The 23,066-nt window shown below is 59.4% G+C and carries 18 protein-coding genes and 5 pseudogenes; 6 read left to right on the plus strand and 17 right to left on the minus strand.

Annotated elements, in window-relative coordinates:
* Positions 1 to 51 precede the first annotated feature (51 nt).
* The 4 genes and pseudogenes from EN786_RS16090 to EN786_RS39465 form a co-directional block, all read right to left on the minus strand.
* Entirely contained in the window at positions 52 to 1,260 is a 1,209-nt protein-coding gene (locus tag EN786_RS16090) for a beta-ketoacyl-[acyl-carrier-protein] synthase family protein (protein ID WP_127231680.1), read from the minus strand.
* Positions 1,261 to 1,542: an acyl carrier protein gene (locus EN786_RS16095; protein WP_126057635.1), complete on the minus strand. Its 282-nt coding sequence runs from the start codon at positions 1,540 to 1,542 to the stop codon at positions 1,261 to 1,263.
* A 1,218-nt stretch (positions 1,543 to 2,760) separates the two neighbouring features.
* Entirely contained in the window at positions 2,761 to 3,285 is a 525-nt protein-coding gene (locus EN786_RS39460; RefSeq protein WP_245265439.1) for a transposase, read from the minus strand.
* 91 nt (positions 3,286 to 3,376) lie between these two features.
* Positions 3,377 to 3,751 (minus strand): annotated as a pseudogene (locus EN786_RS39465) (IS110 family transposase); the annotation flags it as partial.
* A gap of 701 nt (positions 3,752 to 4,452) precedes the next feature.
* On the opposite strand from EN786_RS39465, the gene EN786_RS16105 reads away from it, so the two are divergent.
* Positions 4,453 to 5,370: a LysR family transcriptional regulator gene (locus tag EN786_RS16105; protein ID WP_024505887.1), complete on the plus strand. Its 918-nt coding sequence runs from the start codon at positions 4,453 to 4,455 to the stop codon at positions 5,368 to 5,370.
* Positions 5,371 to 5,418: 48 nt separating this feature from the next.
* Here EN786_RS16105 and EN786_RS16110 read toward each other — a convergent pair whose 3' ends face one another.
* From EN786_RS16110 to EN786_RS16160, 11 genes are all read right to left on the minus strand, one after another.
* Complete coding sequence (locus EN786_RS16110; RefSeq protein ID WP_135908660.1) at positions 5,419 to 6,222, minus strand: TIM barrel protein; 804 nt, start codon at positions 6,220 to 6,222, stop codon at positions 5,419 to 5,421.
* Positions 6,223 to 6,386: 164 nt separating this feature from the next.
* Positions 6,387 to 7,448, minus strand: coding sequence for a LacI family DNA-binding transcriptional regulator (locus EN786_RS16115; protein ID WP_024505889.1), 1,062 nt, complete (start codon positions 7,446 to 7,448; stop codon positions 6,387 to 6,389).
* A gap of 272 nt (positions 7,449 to 7,720) precedes the next feature.
* Complete coding sequence (locus EN786_RS16120; protein ID WP_126063813.1) at positions 7,721 to 9,007, minus strand: dicarboxylate/amino acid:cation symporter; 1,287 nt, start codon at positions 9,005 to 9,007, stop codon at positions 7,721 to 7,723.
* A gap of 377 nt (positions 9,008 to 9,384) precedes the next feature.
* Positions 9,385 to 10,146 carry a sulfotransferase gene (locus tag EN786_RS16125; protein WP_024505871.1) on the minus strand — a complete coding sequence of 254 codons (762 nt, stop codon included), beginning with the start codon at positions 10,144 to 10,146 and terminating at the stop codon, positions 9,385 to 9,387.
* A 289-nt stretch (positions 10,147 to 10,435) separates the two neighbouring features.
* Positions 10,436 to 11,224, minus strand: coding sequence for an ABC transporter permease (locus EN786_RS16130; RefSeq protein ID WP_029356621.1), 789 nt, complete (start codon positions 11,222 to 11,224; stop codon positions 10,436 to 10,438).
* Between the two features lie 3 nt (positions 11,225 to 11,227).
* Positions 11,228 to 12,142, minus strand: a complete 915-nt coding sequence (gene nodI / locus EN786_RS16135) for a nodulation factor ABC transporter ATP-binding protein NodI (protein WP_024505873.1) — start codon at positions 12,140 to 12,142, stop codon at positions 11,228 to 11,230.
* 260 nt (positions 12,143 to 12,402) lie between these two features.
* Entirely contained in the window at positions 12,403 to 13,728 is a 1,326-nt protein-coding gene (nodC, locus tag EN786_RS16140; protein WP_032899868.1) for a chitooligosaccharide synthase NodC, read from the minus strand.
* 15 nt (positions 13,729 to 13,743) lie between these two features.
* Positions 13,744 to 14,403, minus strand: coding sequence for a chitooligosaccharide deacetylase NodB (nodB, locus tag EN786_RS16145; RefSeq protein ID WP_126057632.1), 660 nt, complete (start codon positions 14,401 to 14,403; stop codon positions 13,744 to 13,746).
* Complete coding sequence (locus EN786_RS16150) at positions 14,400 to 14,990, minus strand: NodA family N-acyltransferase (protein WP_024505875.1); 591 nt, start codon at positions 14,988 to 14,990, stop codon at positions 14,400 to 14,402. Before EN786_RS16150 ends, nodB begins: the two co-directional genes overlap by 4 nt.
* Before the next feature lie 853 nt (positions 14,991 to 15,843).
* Complete coding sequence (locus EN786_RS16155) at positions 15,844 to 17,052, minus strand: beta-ketoacyl-[acyl-carrier-protein] synthase family protein (protein WP_126057631.1); 1,209 nt, start codon at positions 17,050 to 17,052, stop codon at positions 15,844 to 15,846.
* Entirely contained in the window at positions 17,053 to 17,334 is a 282-nt protein-coding gene (locus tag EN786_RS16160; RefSeq protein WP_029356603.1) for an acyl carrier protein, read from the minus strand. It lies immediately after the preceding gene.
* Positions 17,335 to 17,704: 370 nt separating this feature from the next.
* Between EN786_RS16160 and EN786_RS38620 the strand changes: the two are divergent.
* Positions 17,705 to 17,833: pseudogene (locus EN786_RS38620) on the plus strand (LysR family transcriptional regulator); the annotation flags it as partial.
* Positions 17,834 to 17,937: 104 nt separating this feature from the next.
* On the opposite strand, the pseudogene EN786_RS16165 reads toward EN786_RS38620, so the two are convergent.
* Positions 17,938 to 18,084 (minus strand): annotated as a pseudogene (locus EN786_RS16165) (multicopper oxidase domain-containing protein); the annotation flags it as partial.
* 993 nt (positions 18,085 to 19,077) lie between these two features.
* Here EN786_RS16165 and EN786_RS37725 point away from each other — a divergent pair.
* The gene (locus EN786_RS37725) at positions 19,078 to 19,347 is read left to right on the plus strand and encodes a hypothetical protein (protein WP_024504272.1); all 270 of its coding nucleotides are present in this window, start codon (positions 19,078 to 19,080) and stop codon (positions 19,345 to 19,347) included.
* Positions 19,348 to 19,941: 594 nt separating this feature from the next.
* Here the strand turns inward: EN786_RS37725 and EN786_RS16175 are convergent.
* Positions 19,942 to 20,895, minus strand: a complete 954-nt coding sequence (locus EN786_RS16175; protein ID WP_024504271.1) for a TauD/TfdA family dioxygenase — start codon at positions 20,893 to 20,895, stop codon at positions 19,942 to 19,944.
* Here EN786_RS16175 and EN786_RS38625 point away from each other — a divergent pair.
* From EN786_RS38625 to EN786_RS16190, 3 genes and pseudogenes are all read left to right on the plus strand, one after another.
* A pseudogene (locus EN786_RS38625) lies at positions 20,810 to 20,995 on the plus strand (pyridoxal-phosphate dependent enzyme); the annotation flags it as partial. The gene EN786_RS16175 and the pseudogene EN786_RS38625 overlap by 86 nt on opposite strands.
* A 275-nt stretch (positions 20,996 to 21,270) precedes the next feature.
* A pseudogene (locus tag EN786_RS16185) lies at positions 21,271 to 21,434 on the plus strand (thioredoxin domain-containing protein); the annotation flags it as partial.
* A gap of 41 nt (positions 21,435 to 21,475) precedes the next feature.
* Positions 21,476 to 22,930, plus strand: a complete 1,455-nt coding sequence (locus EN786_RS16190) for a glutamate synthase subunit beta (RefSeq protein ID WP_024504270.1) — start codon at positions 21,476 to 21,478, stop codon at positions 22,928 to 22,930.
* Positions 22,931 to 23,066 lie beyond the last annotated feature (136 nt).

Consider the following 23,066-nt stretch of genomic DNA (forward strand, 5'->3'; position numbering starts at 1 on the left):
CAAGCAGCTAGATACGACAGGTGACCTCAAATGAGGCGTCTTGCATGGCTTCTACACCTGCCTGAATGCCAGAACTGCGTTCGTACCGCCCATGGCGAAGGCGTTGCTCATGGCGACGCGCACCTTGCGCTCGCGCGGCACATTGGGTGTGATGTCGAGGTCGCAAGCGGGATCTGGCTCGCGATAGTTGGCGGTCGGCGGCACGACGTCCTCTTGGATTGCCATCACGCAGGCGATCATTTCAAGCGCGCTCGCTGCGCCGAGGCAATGCGCGTGCGTGGACTTGGTGGAAGAGATGGACATCGAATAAGCGTGGTTTCCAAACACACGCTTGATCGCCGCCGTTTCAGTCTGATCATTGCTTTTGGTACCGGTGCCGTGCGCGTTGAGGTAGTCGACGTCCTCGGCATTCAGCCCGGCATCGGCAAGGCAGGCGCGCATCGCCGACGCTGGCCCCTCGACAGATGGCGCGGCAATGTGGAAGGCATCGGCGGAAAGGCCGACGCCGGCGATCTCGGCAAGAATTGTGGCACCACGCCTCGTGGCATGCTCGTAGCTTTCCAGCACGGCCATGCCCGCACCCTCGCCCAGCACCAGGCCCTTCCTATCGGCGGAGAAGGGCCGGCAGGTATCGGGTGAAAGCACGCGCATTGCTTCCCATGCTTTCAGCACGCCCCATGCGAAGGGTGCGTCGCTGCCTCCGGAAACCATTACGTCGGCCCGGCCCAGCTTGATCTGGTCCACCGCCGAGGCGATCGCATGGTTGGCCGAGGCACATGCGGAGGTCACCCCGAAGACCGGCCCGCGCAAGCCGAGGCTCAAGCTAAGATGGACGGAAGCGGCGCTGGGCATCACCTTTACTCCAGTGAAGAGTTCAGCACGGATTGCGCTACCCAAAAGCAGTGAGCGGTAAGTTTGTTCTGTTGCGTATGAACCGGTAAATCCGACGCCCACTGTCGCGCCGAAGCGATGGGCATTCCCCTCGTCCCAGGAAAGTCCGGCCTGCCGCATGGCTTCGCGCGCTGCAAGCACGGCGAGCAAGCTGAAGCGGTCCATGGAGATGAGATGCCCCCGGTTGATGTCGTGCTGGGGCAGCGCCTTGATCTCAGCGCCGGTCATGCCCTCCAGGTCATGAAGCTCGGAATTGGCGATCGGGCCGATGGCGGAGCGGCCTTCGCGCATCTCTTTCCACATAGAGGCGGCGTCGGTGCCCAGTCCGCACAGGCCGCCCACTCCGGTGATAACGACGCGCCTGTCCATTCAAGCCTCCTTCGCAAGCAAGCCGCGGACGGCTTCCACGACGTCGCCGACATTCTTGAGATTGGACCAGGCATCGGCCGTGTTCATGTCGATCTTGATGCCGTAGGCCTGCTCCACATCCCAGAGGACGTCCGCCAAACCCAGCGAATCAAACCCGAGCGCGTCCAGTTCCGTGGCGATTGTTATCTCGCCGACGAATGACGTAGGCATTCCCTCACCGCTCTCCGACTCGGCGCGTTTCTTGATCAGGGCAATGACGTCCGTTGCGAATTGATCGGCCATTCTGTTTCCTGTCTTTCTTTCCCGCGTTTCGACCTGGACGCGGCTCAGTTCCTGAGGCGCGCCGCGTCGCGAAAGCCATCACGCTTGGGCAACTGACAAAGCCCAATGCTCATAAAGCCGGATCAGGTCCGGCCGGTGTGTGGCGTAGGTGCAGTATGACGATGTGAGCCGCTACACCGTGCGCGTCTCCCAGTCTGTCCATAGGCTCGGAAGAAGTCGGACCCGGTCAGTTGCAACTCCCTTTCCCAGCACTCCACTGCCCGGTAGAGCGCATGAAAAATCTCCTTTCGGGCGGTTTCTTAAGACGCTCGCCACGCCATGAGGCAGTGGGGGCATCGGTGTGCGTCAGGTGCTTCTGCCCATGCAGGATTCCAGAACATTGATGAAATCGTTTGTTTCGATGAAAGGCATCCACACTTTGGATAGTTGACCACGCGTTTCAAAGATCGTGAACTACATCTCGTCGTTGTGCTCGACGCACTCCCGACAGAGCGCAACCTCATGGGCGCGGCATGCAGGATTAACCGAGCCCAGCCGGTCATGAGTGCGGCCGGCGCTCGGCTGCTCGATTATTTGCGCGATAAGCTCGCGACCATGTCCGCGGAGGTATTCAAACTTAACGCTGCGTCCGGGAGCTCTTGCCCTCCAGTTCGCGACGCTCTCCCGCCCATCCAGTGCTCGTTTATTTCGTCGGATAGTTTGACCCGGCTCTACCGAATCGCCGCTTCAGGATCATTCTTCCCGATTTCGTCACGCTCGTATTTTCTGCCGCGTCCTACACCGATTGGGCGCGAACAAAACTGAGCGCCTTGGAACCCGAACCCGTGCGTCGTGACCGGGAGCATCCGGGGCGAACTCATCCGCTCGGGGGCATCGCATCACCGGACGGCGACAGGCACGGTCGACCGGCATCTCGGCATCGGCTGGGAATTCGTCCATGGTCTGCATTGGCGACGACGCTTCCTGAGGCCACGTAGCCCTTATGCCAAGCTGGGCGCCCGGTTTGCGGCATCCGTGCCTACCCTCTTCGGACCTCGTGGGTTCCAACCGGCGACGAGGCGTGCATAGGCGCCCTCGGCCTGCTCCACCCAGCGGCGCTCTTCTTCCCGGTGGCTCTTTATGTTGTAGGCGTGCGCTCCCTTTTGGCCGCGCACAGCCTTGCTCCCGGCCTTGAGTTCCACATCGCGCAAGCTTCTTGGCATGCAGGGAGGGTCGAGCCTACGCGTAACTCTCGCCCTTCTCAACAGATGACAGATCACGACAGAGAGTTTGCGTGCGGTTGCCACGGCCGCGACATGCTGTCCGCGCCGGGCTCGCACGCCGCAGGGAGAAGGCTCGCAACGGTCCGGGAGCACGAGCGGCCGCCCAGGCCGCCTCGACGAGCATGCCGCGCGCATGACCACGGCCCTGCTTGGTGATCCGCCCATGGTAGGCCGGACCTGGCCGGACTGCTGGACGCTTGGGTTCAACCCGAGATAGGTCACGAGCTTCTGCGGATCGTCGAAGCGCGACACGTCGCCGATCGCCGCCCTTCATCGCCAGCGCGACGGTGATGTCGACGCCGGGAATGGTCATCAGCCGCTTCACGCCTTCATCCTCGAGAGCCGAGCGGACAAGATCGCGTTCGATGACCTGGAGGTCTTCGCCCAATCGGTCGAACTCGCGCAGATGCCCATCGATCGCGAGGCGCTCGTCCTGCGGTACGACCTGCTCGATTACCAGGTCCGACCCTTGGCGCCGCACAGGTCGGCATGCGGGCAGGACGGATCAGGTGGCTATGAAGGATCGACTGGATGACGCTCTTCAATCGAGATCTCTGTCGGACAATCTGATTGCGCCGTGTCACCTGTCGACGCAGAGCCTGCGTCGGCTCGTCCGCAATCCAGACTTCTGGCAAGAAGCCGCTGGCATAGAGCTGCGCAAGAACGTCGGCGTCGATCGTCGTTTTGATCTTGGCATAGGCAACGATAAACACCTGTTTCGGCTTGGCGATCCCCACCTTCTTCACATGCGGCGCAATCACAGCTGCAGCGGACGTCGCGCTGCCGGTGGCCTCGATCACCCCGACATCGTTCGGCGACAGCTTCGCGGCGAACGCCGCCAGCAGATCGCGCCGCATGTCGACGCGGCCGAGTCGCCTGAGCCTGCCCTCCTCCCATGCCACTGCTTCGGCGAAGGCGCGGTGAATATCCAGTCCGATGATAAGCATGCCCGTTCCTCCTTCTTGGCTCGGTCAAAGACGGGAGCTGGCGGGCAACACGACATCTACTGATCCGCGCTCGCAGCGCATCCGGGAAAGTCGCCAGGGGCGGCCATGTAACGAGCTCGGGCTCTCAGCCCACGGTCTATTGACGGCCTGCCTGCACCTTTGTGCTCCCGGTGCCCCACGTCCCGGATGGGCTCACCATAAGGGCGTTCCAAAACAAGAACAGCAGGACGAGAAGACACCACAGATCACATACCGGATAGCGGCAAGGCCAAGCGCTTCGTTCAGATAGGCTTGCGCCAATGGGCTTAGGCCGAGCCTACAACAGCTCTCAAAAACGCTGCCGGACTGCTGCATTGGCTCGCCGATACAATTGGCACAGGCCTCACGGCAGCTTAGGATCAAACCGCCCATCAGTCGCCTCGGACTGGAAAGGTGCACCCTATTAGATTCCACGCCCAGCTAGGTCGGGGCCGCCGAAGACGCTGGTTGATAGCCCGGCGCCATCGGCCCGGCGTTTCAAACTGCCAATCTCTGACCTGCACAGTACGAACGATTGCTCGCTTCGGCAGATCACGCGGCTCATATGTCGGACCTTAACGTCATCCATCATAAACTTTTTGCGACAAAAGATTGCAAGAATGCTAAATTGTTAAAGTCGTTTGTTTCGGTTAAAGGCATCCATCCCATGGATGGCTGATGACATGCGTTTCAAAGGACTTGATCTAAATCTCCTCGTTGTGCTCGACGCACTCCTGACGGAGCGTAATCTCTCGGCGGCGGCACGCAGGATCAACCTGAGTCAGCCCGCCATGAGTGCGGCCGTCGCCCGACTGCGCGATTATTTCCGCGATGAACTGTTTACGATAAGAGGTCGCGAACGATTTCTAACCCCGCGTGCGGCAGCATTTGCCCCCGCAGTTCGCGACGCTCTCCAGCACATCCAGTGCTCGATTATTTCTTCGGATCCGTTTGACCCAGCTCGAGCCGATCGCCTCTTCAGGATCATTCTTTCCGATTTCGTCACGCTCGTGTTTTTCGAAAAGCTTGTGGAGCGTATTTCACGGGAAGCCCCCGCCGTCAGCTTCGAACTGCTGCCTGTCGACGATAGCCCCGATGAGCTTCTCCGGCGCGGTGACGTCGATTTTCTAATTCTACCGGATATGTTCACGTCGAGTGTGCATTCAAGCATTGCGCTGTTTGACGAGAAGCTCGTGTGCGTAGGCTGTCCCACAAACAAGCAGCTGCCACAGCAGCTTACATTCGAGAGATACATGTCGATGAGGCACGTCGCGGTCAGGTTCGGGCGTACGATGAAGCCGTCTATCGAGGAATGGTTTTTGCTTGAGCATGGCCTTAAGAGACGTGTCGAGGTCGCCGTGCAGGGCTTCAGCATGATTCCACCTATGGTGTCCGGCACAGCTCGTATAGCGACCATGCCCTTACGGCTGGTCAGGCATTTCGAAAAAACGTTCCCCCTGCGGGTTATCGAACTTCCGCTGCCATTTCCCACATTCACCGAGACCCTCCAATGGCCGGCCCTCCACAATAGCGATCCGGCAAGCATCTGGATGCGGGAGATAATGATACAGGAGGCATCTCGGATGGCTGCCCCGCTGTGAACCCTCGGAAAATTCAGGCGCACCTATAGTCACTACACCTGTCACCATCTACTTTGACGACAATAGCCCTCGCCGGATAAAGTCGATGCTGGCGGCAAGTGCGCCTGCGAGATCGTCCAGAGAATGGACTTCCTCGATCAGCTCGAACGAGAAAGGTCCCGCGTAGCCGCCATCCAGCAGCGCCTGAATCTGGCTGCCATTGTCGGAACCTGCAAGAAAGCGATCGGGGTAAATCCAGAAGGTCGGGTCGTTTACGCTTGAAATGTGCACCAGGCCGGTAAGCTCGCAGAACAGGCATGTCTCCCCGGCCAGGGTGTGGTGGAACGTGTCGTGCACGAGGCGAAAGACGGACTGGCCATCAACCGCGGCAACGGCCTCGGCCGCTTCCTTCATTGATCGAAGCGAGCAGGTTCGGAAACCCAGCGGCTCGATGAGACCGATCAGACCCCGCGACTGGAGGATTGGCTTGATCTCGTTTAGAGCGAAACGAAGATTGTCCTGGCGCTCGCTATTGGTGGGCCACGAGCTGCGGTTGGCCGGCACCAACACGAGCGTCTCTGCCCCGCACGCCGTCGCATAATCGGCGAGGTTGCTTGCCTCGGCCTGACGCGTTGGAGTCCAGTCGTTGAACCGCTGCAAGGCGTTGACAGAGATGATCGTGACGCCCGCTTCGGTAGCGGCAAACCGAACGTCCGCAGCCGGAATGCCGCGTGCGACAGGATTGCTGAAATGAGGGTAACGGATTTGGACGTCGGTCAGGCCTTGGTCACGGGCAAGCGCGAAAAGCGCACTGACGTCAAGGCGGGGCGCCGCCATGTGATCGAGTGCAAAGCGGGGCGATACCTGGCGCATTGCTTGACTTTCCTTCCATGAAGCGCGGCTGCCATTTCGGCATCCGGCTTCTTTCAAGACGGAACCACGCCGGTTCACAGATCGGACAGAGACGGCCGAGTCAATCGAGCTTTCCTTTCATCGGTGAAAGGAAAATGGGCGCTCATGATAGAAATCCATCAAGGTCAAATATTTTCCGGAAGATAAATGTCGAACGGCAGAAATGTCTGCCCCGGGCTCTCCGCGACGCCGGCTTTGATGGCCCGCTCCATTGCCATTATCAGCTCCTGGCAAAGTCGGCGCATTGGCGTGCCGACCGCCATCGTCAAGATGTCATCCGCAAGCGCCCCACGTGACTGCGGCGTCATTTCACTCACGATCGCGACGAGATCCTGACCGCTCCCCTCTTCTCGGAGCGCGGAAATTGCTCCCTCTATACCCCCGCCGGCCATATAGAAGCCGACGAGCTCTGGTTCCCGCTGCATAAGATCCAGCAATTTTTCGTAAGTGAGCTGCCGTTCATCAAGGTTCACGAGCGGATCAAGCACCTCGAATTTGGGCGCGTTCTCACGAAAATAGGCACGAAAGGCCGTTTCCCGCGTCGCATGCGCCTGGAAGCGATGGCTTCCGACAAACACCGCCACCTTGCCGGGCCGTTTTGCGGCCTTGGAAAACACCCAAGCGGCAGTCCGTCCGACCTTGCTGTTGTTGAGGCCGATGTAGCCCTCGCGCACGCCATCGGCGAAGTCGGATAACAGCGAAAATACCGGGATACCTTTCGCCTTGAGCTCCTCGACTGATGCTGTGATTTTCGGGTGATCGGCCGCCACCATGGCGATCGCCTGGCAGCGGCTTCCAAGGTCCTTAAGAAGCGGGAGCAGGTCACGCGGCAAATGTGACTGCGCGAACTCGATGATCGGAAGGCCGTGGAAGGATTTAGCCATACTGACCGACTCTTCAATATTGCGAGCGAAATCTTGGTAAAAATCGTGGGCAGGTTTTCTCAAGATGAAGCCCAGCTTGTAGTGCGGCAGGTGCTGCTGCAAGCGCTGTTTGATGAGACCGGCAGCATGATAGCCGATCGCGTGCGCGGCCGCATGGACCCGCTGGGCGGTCTCCTCTCGCACCGGAAGGCGGACGTTCAGAACCCGATCGACTGTTGCTACGCTGACTCCGGCTTCGCGGGCGAGATCGGCAATTGTGACGCGCTTTCCCCTAGCGATTCTGATCGGCCGGTCCTCCGTCATCCGGTGCGATCCCGCGACGGCTTGGGGCGGCAAGCTGAAATAGTTACCACACCCCACGGTTGATAACGCATTCGACGAACAGCGCTCCATGCGGACCCAGATGAGTTTCCGTGAACCGTTCGTTTGCTTAGGGGCTTCATGGTGTTGTATTACTCTCCGCGTTAGTACACTATTTCCAGCGCTCTTTGGAGGCCGGCAATTCGACTGCTGTGAAGGCCGTGACTTACACGTCGCGCTATTGCTTGCTTGCGGGGAGCCCGTTTGATGTAACCCTAACCGCGGAAAGCGGCTTCCATCCGGGACTGGTCCAATTCGCCTTCCCAGCGAGCGACAACGAGCGATGCCACCGCATTACCGACTAAATTCGTCAGCGCGCGGCATTCCGACATGAAGCGGTCCACGCCAAGAATTAGAGCCATTCCGGCAACGGGAACACTCGGCACGACAGACAGAGTAGCGGCCAATGTGATGAAGCCGGCGCCGGTGACGCCTGCCGCACCCTTCGAGGAAAGCATCGCAATTAGCAGCAGGAGGATCTGATCGGCAATTGACAAATCTGTGTTCGTCGCCTGCGCGATGAAGAGGGCGGCGATCGTCATGTAGATATTGGTGCCGTCCAGATTGAATGAGTATCCAGTAGGGATGACGAGACTTACGACCGAACGCGCGGCGCCGGCCTTCTCCATCTTCTCCATGAGCGAGGGCAGCGCGGCCTCCGAGGAGGACGTTGCCAGGACAAGCAGCAGCTCGTCCTTGATGTAGCGGACAAGAGAAAAGATCGAGAAGCCGTTGCAGCGGCAGACCACGCCGAGAACCCCGAACACGAAGAGGAAGGCGGTCAGATAGAACGTCGCGACCAGTATCGCGAGGTTGGCCACCGAACCGATTCCGTATTTGCCGATCGTAAAGGCCATAGCGCCGAAGGCGCCGATGGGTGCAGCCTTCATCAGAATGCCGACGAGCTTAAAAATGGGGGCGGTGAGCGCCTGGAGAAAGGTAACGACCGGCCTGCTCGTCTCTCCGGTCATCGCCAGAGCAATGCCGAACAAGACCGAGAAGAACAAGACTTGCAGGATGTCGCCTTCCGCGAAGGCACTGGCAATCGTTGACGGGATGATGTTCATCAGGAAGCTGGTCACGGACTGCTCGTGAGCCGTGGCCACATAGCCCTTAACGGCTTCGACATCGAGCGAGGCCGGATCGATGTTGAGGCCGGCGCCAGGCTGAACGATATTCGCGACAATCAGCCCGACAACGAGTGCAAGCGTCGAGAAGGTAAGGAAATAAACCATCGCCTTGGCGGCAACTCGGCCGACCTTCTGCAGATCGCTCATGCCGGCAATGCCGGTCGCAATTGTCAGGAAGATGACAGGTGCGATAATCATCTTGATGACTTTGATGAAGGCATCGCCGAGCGGCTTCAGGCTTTGGCCGGTTTCCGGATAGAGGTAGCCAATTGCGGCTCCAAGGACCATGGCGGCAAGTACCTGCACGTAGGTCCGGGCAAAATGGCGCTTGCGGGGCGCTGCGATCGCGCGGGGGACTCTTGGAACCAACATCGTTTCTCTCTCCCTGACCGGATCGGGGTGGGGGCTCCTCCTTCTCCCATGCTGCGCTCCGGTCGAGCGCTGCTGTCATCTCGGAGCAAGCGCCGTGCCAACTGGACGCCTGTCCCGTCCAGCGAGATTGGTGCAGTTGCGCACTGGAACCCTCCACCTTGCCGGAATTCTGCACTCGAGGCTCGCCAAAGATCGCGTCTGAGGAAGTGCTTCATCAGAGAGGGAATTGACCAGGTCGCCTTGCGCCCGTGCCCTTTGATGTTCGCCGCAGATCGACTGCCGGTTGCCTTGGTGACTTTGGTTTGTCAGTTTTGGAACGGAATGCGCGCAAACTGCAGGATATCCTACACGCCCATCAGAGCACGCGGTACAAGCGATTAAGCGTAGGAGCGCATTGAATCTCCGAGGTCAAAAAATCTTGAATAAGGTCCGCGTGCGAAGTGAATCCGCAACTCGTCAAAGTTCTCCACCGTTTGATCAAGCGGTCGCGTTTCCTGGCGCTGCAAGATGGCGTTATCTGATGGCTCAAGCGCTGGAACGCCCAGGAAATCCCAAACCGCTCCCAAGCATTGGGCAGGTTCGTGAAGTAGGCTCTCGTATTCCATTACAAGCAGGTTGGTCGACGTGAAGGAGTCCATAACGCGAGCGTGAAAATCGTCGGCGGCTTTGAAATAAGCCTCACAGTCGGCGATTGACAACCTGACGCTCGGTGGCCGAGCGGTATCGTTGTCCGAGCTGAACTTCAGCCACTGACCGCTTTCCCTGGCCTGCACAAAGGATCGGAGCGATTCCAATACGTTTCGGCGAACAACGAGGATGACCTTGAGTGCTGGCCAACGAGCTAATTCCGCAAAGAATGCTGGACGCTCGCGAAACTGAGGTTCATTGATCTTGCAGCCAAGATGCGTCACATTCTTGTAGTCGCGCATAGGGCAGCGCACATAGGCAAGCTCAAGAAGCTCGCGATCCGTGCCTAGCAGGCGATCCGTGCTGGGCCAATTGGGATCATATTCGTTTAGCAACTCACCGTTACTCAGAACGGTCGGATGCTCGTTTAGCAATTCTTCTAAATAGTGTGTTCCGGTCCTTGGCATAGCAAGGATCACAAAAGGCTCAGGAGTTGGTTCGTTGTGGGTCATTGCATGTGTATCCAACTAAATAATGGCCGCGACGGTCTGGGGACGCGCACAAGAAGCTTGGCTGCTATCGCTTGAACGCTCCGGGTGGGTCCGCGCGCCTCACCACCCAGCCTGTACTCCGAGGTGTGGTCGCGAAGATGGGCGCGTGCCTGCAGCGGCTGGGTGGCGCCCGGCTTCGGCGTTGTTGTACCACTCGCGATTCCTGGCACACGCATGCCTCCGGGCCGCTGGGGGCAGTTTGCAATCCGGCATTGCGGACCTCCTTCTCGTTGATGGGCGTAGGTAAGCGTCAACGCATTAGTCGTCGATGAAACAGTCCAGCCGACAGAAAAAAAGGCAATACAGCGAACATGCAAAGTGCGCCTATATGCAGCCCTACATTGTCGCCCAGGCGGCCGAGCATCACCGGACGGATTAGATCGATAGAATTCGCCAGCGGCGAGAAGGCCGCAATCTGCTGAAACACTCCTGGCAATTGGCCGACTGGAAAAACCGCGCCCGAAAGGAACAGCATGGGTGTGATGACAAGCGTCTGATAGAAAATAAAATAGTGATAACTGGGCGCGAGCGCGATGACGAGCATGGCCAGGCTCGCAAAGGCGAACCCGGTGAGAGCGATGACCGGCAGCACGTAGAGAACCGACGTCCACGCGGCATAACCTAGCGCGGCGGCAACAATCGCAATTGTCGTACCGGCCAGAAAGGCCTTTGTGGCTGCCCAGGTCAATTCACCGAGAACGATGTCGCCGAGGGTAAGTTGTGTGTGCAGGATTGCTTCCCAAGTGCCCTGATCGCGCATTCGACCGAAAACCGCGTAAATTGTTTCGAAGGTTGATGCTGTCATCGCGCTCGTCGCAACCATGCCGGCTGCCAGAAAGGCGATGTAGGATGCACCTTCGATGCGGCCTACCAACAGTCCAAGGCCAGTGCCGAGCCCGAAAAGGTAAATCATCGGATCAGCAAGGGTGCCGAGCATTGAAGCAAATGCCACCTTCTTCCATGCCAGATGATTGCGGCGCCACACCGCGATCCAGTTCCAGGCGTTGGCGGGTAGAGCGGCCGCAAAACGTTCACCCATTGCTCACTTCTCCATCTCACGTCCGGTTAACCTCAAGAAAACGTCCTCCAGACTGGGTGGACGCTCTAGAATACGCAGACCCGCTCGACCGCGAAGCTGGATGCGCACATCCTCCGGCTCAGGCGCATAGCAAAAGAGCGTCTCGCCGCTTACCTCGACACGCTGAACGTACGGTCTGATCAGCGAAATCAGCTCCTGTGGATTGCCGCCGAAGATCTCGATCACGTTGCACCCAATGTACTCGTCGATCAGCGCATGAGGACTGCCCTCGGCGATCTTGCGTCCCCGCTCGAGAACACACAGCCGATCACAAAGCCGCTCAGCCTCTTCCATGAAATGGGTGGTCAAAATGATCGTTTTTCCGCTCGCCAGCAGGAAACGAAGTCGCTCCCAGATCAGATGGCGGGCATGCGGGTCGAGGCCGGTCGTGGGCTCATCCATCACAAGCAACTGGGGGTCGTTGATCAGAGCACGTGCCAGCGTCAGGCGCCGCTTCATCCCGCCGGATAGCAGGCCGACACGTGAATCCGCCTTGCTCTCAAGGCGAGCGAACTCGAGGAGCCGTGGGATGACGGCGTTGATCTCTCTTGTACTCATGCCGAAGTAGCGCCCGAACACCAACAGGTTCTCGCGTACCGTAAATTCCAGGTCGAGATTGTCGAACTGCGGGACCACGCCTATGCCCTTGCGGGCCAAGCGGCTGCGTGCCGGCACTGGTAGACCGAGGACTGTTATATCACCCGCGTCAGGCCGGGTCATACCGAGGAGCATACGCGCAATCGTGCTCTTGCCTGCGCCGTTCGGCCCCAGCAGACCGAAGCACTCTCCCGATGCAACGGTGAAGGACAGCCCGTCCACAACGAGCTTGTTTCCGAATAATTTGGTTACGCCGGTAAGGTCGATTGCTACATTGGACATGCGTCTATCTCAAGCGGAATGAGTCCGATTGGCCACCGGCAGCTTACTTGCGAATTCTGGTTCAGAGCAGGCCACCGCCTTGAGATGGCACCTTTGGAAAGTCGCGGCCGGAGCGACGCGTGTATCGCTTCCGCCAAAGAATAACGTCAAGATGCCACGTGTCGCTTCCAGATAGTTCCCGTTCTGACCATAGGTAACTCGAAAGCTTCACCCCGTGTCGACTGACACAACTTACTCGGTCACTCGGCGCTGCAAGGCCGTCAGACTTCACCAGCTGTGAGCGAAAGATCTGCAGTATGAAGTGACTCCGCAATTCCAGAATTGCCCGCAGCATTTGCTCCGGCAAGCGGCATCGCGCTTGTGATTTCCTTTGTGCTCCTGTTGGGCAGGGGAACACTTTTACGCGACAGCCAATCGCTATTGCTCAATGTACACAGGGCGTAAGCCTTCAAGGGGATCAACAGGAATATCCTGATTAACGCGTGCATTGAATAGCCGATGAATCGAAGCTGCCGAGTGCGGAAAGATAACACCGTAGATCTGATTATGGTCATCGTGACAATAGCCAGCACCGTCCACCAATTTACTGTATGTGAAAATAGTAGCTCACCGAGCGCCGTTACTACCGCGATGCCGAGCAACAATGGGCCGAGATTCTCTCCCATCACATCCAAAGTTAGATAGCGATCCAGGCCACGCAGTAGACCTCGCGCAAGCATCGTGTCCCGGAAGGTGCTTCGTGCCCAGCGGAGTTGTTGGCGCAAATAAGGTCCCATCTTGTCCGGAACGACTGTCGCCGCGACGGCACCTGGAACGTACTCGGTTCGAAAGCCTGCTTTCAGCATGAGGATCGTAAGATGACGGTCTTCACCGAAGTCGCTTGGTTTCCCCCTGAACAGCTGCGTCTCGTATTGATCCAGCAGAGAAAGGAGACAAGACCGGCGGTACATTGCACATGGGCCGCAGCAGCACATGACCGCACCAAAGCGACCTTGCGCCGCGCGCTCCTCATTGCAAGCCAGCCAGTATTCCATATCGATCAATCGGGTCAACCAAGTGTCGCTGCGGTTGTATGCCGTCAGCTGGCCCATGGCCGCTCCGACCATGGAATCCCGCATTTTTACTGCAAGCTTTGTGATGACGTCGGACGCAAGTGTCGTGTCAGAGTCGACGCTGAGCACGAAATCTCCAGATGAGCGGCGGATGGCGGCGATCTGCGCCTTGCGTTTGCCAACATTCTCGCGGAGCAGAATGAAATTGAATCTCGGGTCGCCCTCGTAGGCGTGATGTACCGGGATGACGGCATTACGATTTCCAGAACCGTCGTCAACCAGATAGACCTGAAATGTTCCGGCGTAATCTTGATTTGCAATGGAAGCTAAACACGCCGCGAGTGTGCGCGGGTCCTCATTGTAGCAGGGGATAATGACATCCACGCTCGGCCAACGGTCGGATCCGAACAAGCTTTCCGACGGCGGCGTAACATTTTCCGGTTGGGAGTAGACCGCTTGCATGCCTCTGTAAACAGTCGAGAGCACCGCATAAGACGAAACGGCAACAGTACTGGCTGTGGTGAGAAGGTCCATAGGATCTCTGTTTGTTCAGGGGTGTTGAGGAAGTGATCGGATTACAAATCCGCGGCCGTGCAATTCTGGAATTAGGCGTGACAACGCTGTCACCGTCTGGTCGCGCAGACTGGCTTGATTGCCTGGTTGCAATTCGTCGGGAGCGCACCCGTCGTGCAACAGCACGATTGCGCCCGGCCGGATATCGGCGAGCACTCTGTCGACGATGGCGTCAACGCCGGGGCGAGACCAGTCGCGTGGATCAATGGACCAATGGACGGGCGCCAATGCCGCACCCGCTGATGCAGCGATTACTTCTTCGGTCCAGATGCCATACGGTGCACGAAAGTACCGAACCATGGCCTGCGGGCAAGCCATCCCTATGACTCTGTTTGCCTCAACTATCTGGCAGTCGACTTCGACGGACCCGCATTTGGCCAGGTCCGGATGAGTCATCGTGTGGTTGGCTATACCGTGCCCGTCTGTAATAATTCGGCGAACGAGTTCCGGCTCGTCGGCCGCGTAGGCCCCAACAACGAAGAAGGTCGCCGTCACCTGATGTTGCGCCAGCACATTGAGTATCTGCGGTGTGAAAAATGAATTGGGACCATCGTCAAACGTCAGATAGACGCTGCGCTCTGCAGTGCCATCGGCATTGTCACTCTGCCCTTCGCATATGTAGTCCAGAGGCTTCATAGTTCCGGACCGTTCCGGTCGATCAGGGTACCGGACGGCCACTCGTCCATCGAGCGTCCGATCGGCGAAACCAACACGAGTACGTCTTCCAGGCGCGTGGGCGGCAGGTCGGGATGCACATCTGGACGGGTCGATCGTACGCGAACGCCCGACACAATGTTCGCGAGGCCGGCTCTGCAGAATCTTTCGACATGGTTTCGCAGCGCGTGCCGAACCGTGCCGAAAGCGAATGGAACACCCAACTGATGGAGCACTGGGTACGCCACGCGCATCGAAAAACCGATTCCGAGCCCTTCAAGATCCGGACGAACCGCGTACAGGCCCAATTCAGCGACGATCAAGTCGACCTCGCCAACTTTGATGAAGCGCCGCAGCATGCCGATGTGAGCCGCTACCCCATGCGCGTCGTAGCCGATTGCGCGGAATTCCGGCCTCGCGCCGGCCCAACTGCGGCCGCCTTCGAATGGCTCCGCGTTGAAGGCGCCAGTCCGTCCATAGGTCTTTCGAAAAAAGTCGGAGAGTTCGACATGGTCGGCCAGTTGCAGCTCATTTTCCCAGCACAACTTCCAATCGACATTCGGGCGCATGGAAGACCTCACCTTGGAGCTGTCTGGTTGAGATAAATGTCCAAGCATTGGTTAAATAATTGGCATCGCACCAACGGGGCGTAACTTGTGGAGACCGCCGAAAGACCAAGCCGTAATGCAGATGCGACTGACTTTGTGCGCCCCGCACACCAGATGATGCTCCTCGGATCCAACGCAACCATGGGAACTACCTATCTTTCCAACTTGAAGCGCCTCTATGGGACCTGCAGCAAAAACGGTAAAATCCTTTGTTTAGATGAAAGGTATCCACGCTTTGGATAACTGGGCGAATGCGTTCCATATGGCTGGTCAATTATCGTCGTCACGCTCGAGGCACTTCTGACGAAGCGCAAAGCTCACGCCCGCGGCACGCGCGGCCGTTGCCGGGCCGCGCGATTATCTCCGTAAGAGCCGAGCGGAGCTCAGACACGACGATTGATCAGAATCTGATTCGCGGGTTCAGTATCTCTTTCGTGTATCCAGCTCTGGGCTGTCCTTTGGCGGGAGTTAGGTTCGCCCAGGTTCTGAGCCTGGGGCGTCGGCCCGTTCGCCGCACAGGCTCCTTCGCACATCGTCGAGGCCGAGAAAGAGGGGGCCACACAGCTCCCCCTGTACTTTCCACCACCCGACACCAGCGCTCACCCAGGGCGCCGGCCTTGCTCACCTCAACGGATAGCGCACTCGCGCCGCTTCACGATTAAAAGAATTCTACAAGCAGATGCCTGTTTGATCGTGAGACGTCCGCTGCCAATTCCCGCATCGCAGAGGCAGCCAATAGCGCTCGCTTCACATAGTGGTCCGGCAAGCAGCTAGATACGACAGGTGACCTCAAATGAGGCGTCTTGCATGGCTTCTACACCTGCCTGAATGCCAGAACTGCGTTCGTACCGCCCATGGCGAAGGCGTTGCTCATGGCGACGCGCACCTTGCGCTCGCGCGGCACATTGGGTGTGATGTCGAGGTCGCAAGCGGGATCTGGCTCGCGATAGTTGGCGGTCGGCGGCACGACGTCCTCTTGGATTGCCATCACGCAGGCGATCATTTCAAGCGCGCTCGCTGCGCCGAGGCAATGCGCGTGCGTGGACTTGGTGGAAGAGATGGACATCAAATAAGCGTGGTTTCCAAACACACGCTTGATCGCCGCCGTTTCAGTCTGATCATTGCTTTTGGTACCGGTGCCGTGCGCGTTGAGGTAGTCGACGTCCTCGGCATTCAGCCCGGCATCGGCAAGGCAGGCGCGCATCGCCGACGCTGGCCCCTCGACAGATGGCGCGGCAATGTGGAAGGCATCGGCGGAAAGGCCGACGCCGGCGATCTCGGCAAGAATTGTGGCACCACGCCTCGTGGCATGCTCGTAGCTTTCCAGCACGGCCATGCCCGCACCCTCGCCCAGCACCAGGCCCTTCCTATCGGCGGAGAAGGGCCGGCAGGTATCGGGTGAAAGCACGCGCATTGCTTCCCATGCTTTCAGCACGCCCCATGCGAAGGGTGCGTCGCTGCCTCCGGAAACCATTACGTCGGCCCGGCCCAGCTTGATCTGGTCCACCGCCGAGGCGATCGCATGGTTGGCCGAGGCACATGCGGAGGTCACCCCGAAGACCGGCCCGCGCAAGCCGAGGCTCAAGCTAAGATGGACGGAAGCGGCGCTGGGCATCACCTTTACTCCAGTGAAGAGTTCAGCACGGATTGCGCTACCCAAAAGCAGTGAGCGGTAAGTTTGTTCTGTTGCGTATGAACCGGTAAATCCGACGCCCACTGTCGCGCCGAAGCGATGGGCATTCCCCTCGTCCCAGGAAAGTCCGGCCTGCCGCATGGCTTCGCGCGCTGCAAGCACGGCGAGCAAGCTGAAGCGGTCCATGGAGATGAGATGCCCCCGGTTGATGTCGTGCTGGGGCAGCGCCTTGATCTCAGCGCCGGTCATGCCCTCCAGGTCATGAAGCTCGGAATTGGCGATCGGGCCGATGGCGGAGCGGCCTTCGCGCATCTCTTTCCACATAGAGGCGGCGTCGGTGCCCAGTCCGCACAGGCCGCCCACTCCGGTGATAACGACGCGCCTGTCCATTCAAGCCTCCTTCGCAAGCAAGCCGCGGACGGCTTCCACGACGTCGCCGACATTCTTGAGATTGGACCAGGCATCGGCCGTGTTCATGTCGATCTTGATGCCGTAGGCCTGCTCCACATCCCAGAGGACGTCCGCCAAACCCAGCGAATCAAACCCGAGCGCGTCCAGTTCCGTGGCGATTGTTATCTCGCCGACGAATGACGCAGGCATTCCCTCACCGCTCTCCGACTCGGCGCGTTTCTTGATCAGGGCAATGACGTCCGTTGCGAATTGATCGGCCATTCTGTTTCCTGTCTTTCTTTCCCGCGTTTCGACCTGGACGCGGCTCAGTTCCTGAGGCGCGCCGCGTCGCGAAAGCCATCACGCTTGGGCAACTGACAAAGCCCAATGCTCATAAAGCCGGATCAGGTCCGGCCGGTGTGTGGCGTAGGTGCAGTATGACGATGTGAGCCGCTACACCGTGCGCGTCTCCCAGTCTGTCCATAGACTCGGAAGAAGTCGGACCCGGTCAGTTGCAACTCCCTTTCCCAGCACTCCACTGCCCGGTAGAGCGCATGAAAAATCTCCTTTCGGGCGGTTTCTGTTCTGCCCATGCAGGATTCCAGAACATTGATGAAATCGTTTGTTTCGATGAAAGGCATCCACACTTTGGATGGTTGACACGCGTTTCAAAGATCGTGAACTACATCTCGTCGTTGTGCTCGACGCACTCCCGACAGAGCGCAACCTCATGGGCGCGGCATGCAGGATTAACCGAGCCCAGCCGGTCATGAGTGCGGCCGGCCGGGTCGGGCGATAGGCAGTCATGCCCTGCCCTTCCTGCGGGTCAAGCACTCCGAAAAAACATTTCCCCCATAAATGCTAGATCTTCCGTTGCCTTTTCGCGGGCTTCTGCGTGAGGTGAGGCACGCCATCCATGGCATGTGGCACACGCACGCGATGCCAGTGCACGGTCGTTTTCTCGGCAAGGCCGTTCTCTACCTCGACCCGCACGCGCTCGCCCTGACGGACCCGGATTTCCGGGCCTGGAACGGGCCTTCGGCGCGCAATCGAGCCCGGTTCACCCGGCCCAATGGCGTCCACTTTGGGGGCGCATGCACTGCAGACCCGCTGGACCTGATCCGGGAGAGGATGGGCGCGGCGATTGGAATAGCTATGAAAGCGCATCGGACCGTGGAACTGCGCGCGCAGACTTTCGGAGGAAGGCTCGCTTTTAAACGTTATCGTGCAACTCTGACCGTTCTTCGCCTTGGCGGGTGCCGCGGAAGAATCCCGGGTTCTGCGAGCGCTGCGAGAACACCTGCGGTCGATCCTGTACCACAATCTCGCGAAGCTCGATGCTCTCTACAAACGATGTCTTGGATTCTCACGCCCTTATTTCAGCACTTCGCTCGCTTGCCCGACTCGGCCGCGGTCAGCCTTCACCGCCAATTTTATTGGCGCAGCGACGTTCCTATCGGTTCAGGCGAAGCTTCTTGAACCTGCCGCTCTCTCGTTGCCCTGGCACGATTAATCGTCCTCTCAGTCTGTCATTGGCGGAGTCGCTCCTGAGGCGCGCGCCGGCGAGTTCGAGGAGCGCGTGGCTATCTCCTCGGTCCAGCCGGATTCCGCTGCGCGCTCAGCCAATTCCTGGAAGGCCGATTCCAAGGCGAGCTGGCATTGAAGGCCGCGGTCCGGATGGTCGACTAGCTTGGTTCCACGATCGCAATGCTTGATCGCTTCATTGCAGGCCATGGGCTCTCGCCCTCTCCTTTTGCCACACGAGGCGCCAGCTCACGTGTTGTGCGCCCCGGCAACCGCTTTCACCAGCCGCTCCAGCGATCCCGCGCGCTCCAGCTCCGCAAAGAATGATGCGGCGTGACGCTACCCAGCCGGTGCTTCTCGGCCATTTGCACACATAGGGATAGTCGACCATGAAATCGGACCGAGGCGAGGCGTTGGACGTTTCAGTCTTGGTCTGAATGCGCCGCCCACGAGCCGATCGGCCTTCTCGATGATTTGGCGCACCCTCGTTGTCGACAAGCCATGTTCCTGAGCCAGGTCGGCGAAACTCTTGCCCTTCAGAAAGCCGTCGACCAGGGCTATGTTCCTATCGACGGTCGGCTAAATCCCAGCAGGCGCGCGCAGTTTTCCGGCATCATTCCGTTTGTTCATCCGCTTGTCCGCGCCCCCTGCAAATCCTACCGGGCCAAATCGGTGCTTGGAAGACCCACTCATGTCATGGCCTCGGGAAAGTACAAGGCCGACGGTTATGTGAATACGAAAGATGCTGGCGATCACCATGATCGTTGGTGACCGCTGACCTCCCCAATGTCGGCTTCGACGGCACACCGGGAGCTCTCGGCAATGTTGAATAATTCCGTTTGAAGATGGTTGACTTCGTCGTCGAGGCTCGATCCATCAGGATCGGTATCGACGATTCTATATTTGAGAAACCCAAATTCGTTTGACTCGCGCAATTCGCTGTACGGCGTATCATCGCAAGCGCGGGATTCCGACATCCTGCGAAGTGCCCGCGTTGCTGGAATCGATTTTGCGGAAGTAAAAAGGCCCCGGCGCTGGGTCGGCGCGCAGGGCCTTCAGGCATGTACGAGCTACCAGCATGTCCAGTTATGATCGTGCGCTATCATAATGAACAAACGGTGAATGATCGCTATCCGAGGTGCAGGGCGGGCGAGATGGTGGGGCGGTGGGGGACCTGTACCGCTGCAGCGGGGCCACGAGCAGCGACTCGAGCCATGCGCCACGCTGCAGGACCTCGATTTCGGGCCAAGCCTCGAGCCCGCAACTCGCCTTGCTTCTCGGAAATCATAAGGCTTTGTGGGGCGGTTAAGCAGCGCGATATGGCCGCGGCGATACGAAGTTTTCATCTTTACCCTGTTCAGACGGTCAGGCTGCCTTCGCCGCCGGCTTGGCTGCCTTGACATGGGTTATACTGCGGCGACCGTCGACGCCGATCGGAACGTCACCGTCAACCGTAGCGCGACGCACAACCCGGTGCTGGTCGCCATAGTCGTTGACCGCATAATGCTGGTTAGCACGGTTGTCCCAGATAGCGACGTCGCCTACTTGCCAGCGCCACCGCACGGTATTTTCCGGGGCAGTGACGTAGGACTGGAACACCTCGTAGAGTTTGGCGGAATCGCTCTTGGAAAGGCCGACGAGGCGCTGCACGAAATTGCCGAGCAGCAGCGACTTCTCCCCGGTTTCCGGATGGACGCGCACGACCGGATGCTCGGTCTCGTAGATCGTCGATGTGAAAACTTCCTCGAAGTGCTTCTTCTCTTCGGCTGTGGCGCGCGGGCGCACGGCTGCGTAGTCGTAGGCATTGCTATGAATAGCCCACAGATTGTCCGCCAATATTTTGAGCGGCGCCGGCAGATTCTCGTACGCGGCGTGCGTGTTGGACCAGATCGTGTCGCCCCCCGCCGCCGGAATGACGACGCCACGTAGGACCGAGAATTTCGGATAGGCATCGACGAAAGTCACATCGGTATGCCACTGGTCTGCCCTGCCACCGCCACGGCCGGAATCGAGATTGAGGATTGAGGCCGTGCCGGCTGCCGGCCCCTGCGTGGGATGAGGTACAAGGTTACCCAGACGCCGCGCGAACAATTCCTGCTCCGCATCGTCGAGATGCTCCTGGCCGCGGAAGAAGATCACCTTGTGTTTTAGAAGAAGCTGGTTGATGGCTGCTATCGCTGCGTCCGAAAGGTCTCCACCAAGGCGAACTCCTCTGATTTCAGCTCCAACACGGCTGGTCAGCGGTACAACGTCGGAGTCAGGAATTCTCTTCGTCAAGCTCGAAAGCCAAAATCCCGGCGGATCGATCAAGGATCGCATTGCGTTGTCGATGATCGTTAATGCCGAACAGCGTGGCCAGCTCGCGCCGGGCGGTACAATCATCGAAGCGACCGCTGGCAACACAGGGCTCGGCCTGGCCTGGCGGCACGAAGCGCGTGATCGCGTGTCCAAAAGCTGACAGCGTCAGACAAATGTCAGGTTCATTACAACCAACATCTGGGCACTGACGAGGTTTTTCGAAGCAATGGGCGCTAACTGCGCGCTGAGCGCGTTGGCATGGCTTTTGAGACTGAGTGACTGTGACTGCACTTAATGGGGCAAGACGAGCGATGCGCTCCTCCCTGAACCCGTGTGCCGTCTCTGAGAGGAAACCAGCTCGTGCAGAAACCTTTGGAAATAGCTTTGGACCGCAACGTGGTATTGCAGATGGAGTCCCCGGCTCCTTCGATTAGAGTCGAGAACTGGCTGCATGGCGAGCCCCTCACGAGCTTTGAGCCCGGCAAGTGTACATAGTCGAATTTTGGGCAACTTGGTGCGGCCCATGTGTGGACGGGATGCCCCATCTGATCCAGCTGCAGGGCGTCGCCAGGCGCGCCATCTGGACAGCAGGAGCTGGACTATGGGCAAGGTAACAGGCTTTCTCGAAATCGACCGGCAGGTGCACAAGTACCAGCCGGCCTCCGACCGCATCCGGCATTTCCGTGAATTCACGCTGCCGATGTCGGACAAGGAGGTCGAGAAACAGGCCGCGCGCTGCATGGATTGCGGCATTCCGTTCTGCCACGGGCCAACGGGCTGTCCCATCCACAACCAGATCCCGGACTGGAACGACCTCGTCTACAATGGCGACTGGGACAATGCGATCCGCAACCTGCATTCGACCAACAATTTCCCGGAATTCACCGGCCGCATCTGCCCCGCACCTTGCGAGGAAGCCTGCACGCTGAACCTCGAGGACATTCCCGTCGCCATCAAGACGGTCGAGCAGGCGATCGCCGACAAGGCTTACGAGACCGGCCATATCAGGCCCTATCCGCCGGAGAAGAAGACCGGCAAGCGCGTCGCCGTCATCGGCTCCGGCCCGGCCGGCATGTCGGCTGCCCAGCAGCTCGGCCGCGCCGGCCACGACGTCCATGTCTATGAGCGCGAGAGCCGGCCCGGCGGGCTGATGCGTTACGGCATTCCCGACTTCAAGATCGAGAAGCACTATATCGACCGGCGCATCGAGCAGATGCAGGGCGAGGGCGTCACCTTCCATTGCGGCGTCAATGTCGGCGTCGACAAGCCGGTTGCCGAGCTGCTCGCCGAACATGACGCGGTGCTTTATTGCGGCGGTTCCGAAACGCCGCGCGCGGCCGGCATTCCCGGCGACGATCTCGGCGGCGTGCATGACGCGATGCCCTATCTGGTGCAGCAGAACAGGCGTGTCGGCGGCGAACCGATCCAGTCGGTGGCGTGGCCGTCGCATCCGATCCTCGCCGGCGGCCAGCATGTGGTCGTCGTCGGCGGCGGCGATACCGCGTCCGACTGCGTCGGCACCGCCTTCCGCCAGGGCGCGGTCCGCGTCACCCAGCTCGACATCCGTCCGCAGCCGCCGGAAAAGGAAGACAAGCTTTCGGTCTGGCCCTACTGGGCGACCAAGATGCGCACCTCGTCCTCGCAGGCCGAAGGCGCCGAGCGCGAGTTTCAGGTGGCGACGCTCGAGTTCATCGGCGAAGACGGCCAGCTGACCGGGGTCAAATGCTGCGAGGTCGACGAAAAGCGCAAGCCGATCGCCGGCAGCGAATTCGTCATTCGTGCCGATCTCGCGTTCATCGCCATCGGCTTTGCCGGGCCAGCCGCTCGCGGGCCGGTGTCGGAACTGGCCGGCCAGATGAAGATCGCCATTGACAGCCGCCGCTCGAAGAATGTCGAGGCCAATGACCGGGACTACAGGACCAGCGTCGAAAAGCTCTATGCGGCGGGCGACGTGCGGCGCGGCCAGTCGCTGGTCGTCTGGGCGATCCGCGAGGGCCGCCAGGCGGCGCGCGCCATCGATGAGGCGCTGATGGGATCGAGCGTGCTGCCGCGCTGAGTCCGTCTCGAGACCCTACTTGTGCGGCCACCTGAAGGCGCTTTCCGCCCTTCCGCTGCCCCGGGCAGCTTACGGACTGATCGCCGTGGTCGTTTCGGTTGTGGCCCCGGCCGCAGGCTGCCGCCTTGGCGGCCAA

This window comes from Mesorhizobium sp. M4B.F.Ca.ET.143.01.1.1 (genome assembly GCF_004792275.1).
GTDB lineage: Bacteria > Pseudomonadota > Alphaproteobacteria > Rhizobiales > Rhizobiaceae > Mesorhizobium > Mesorhizobium abyssinicae.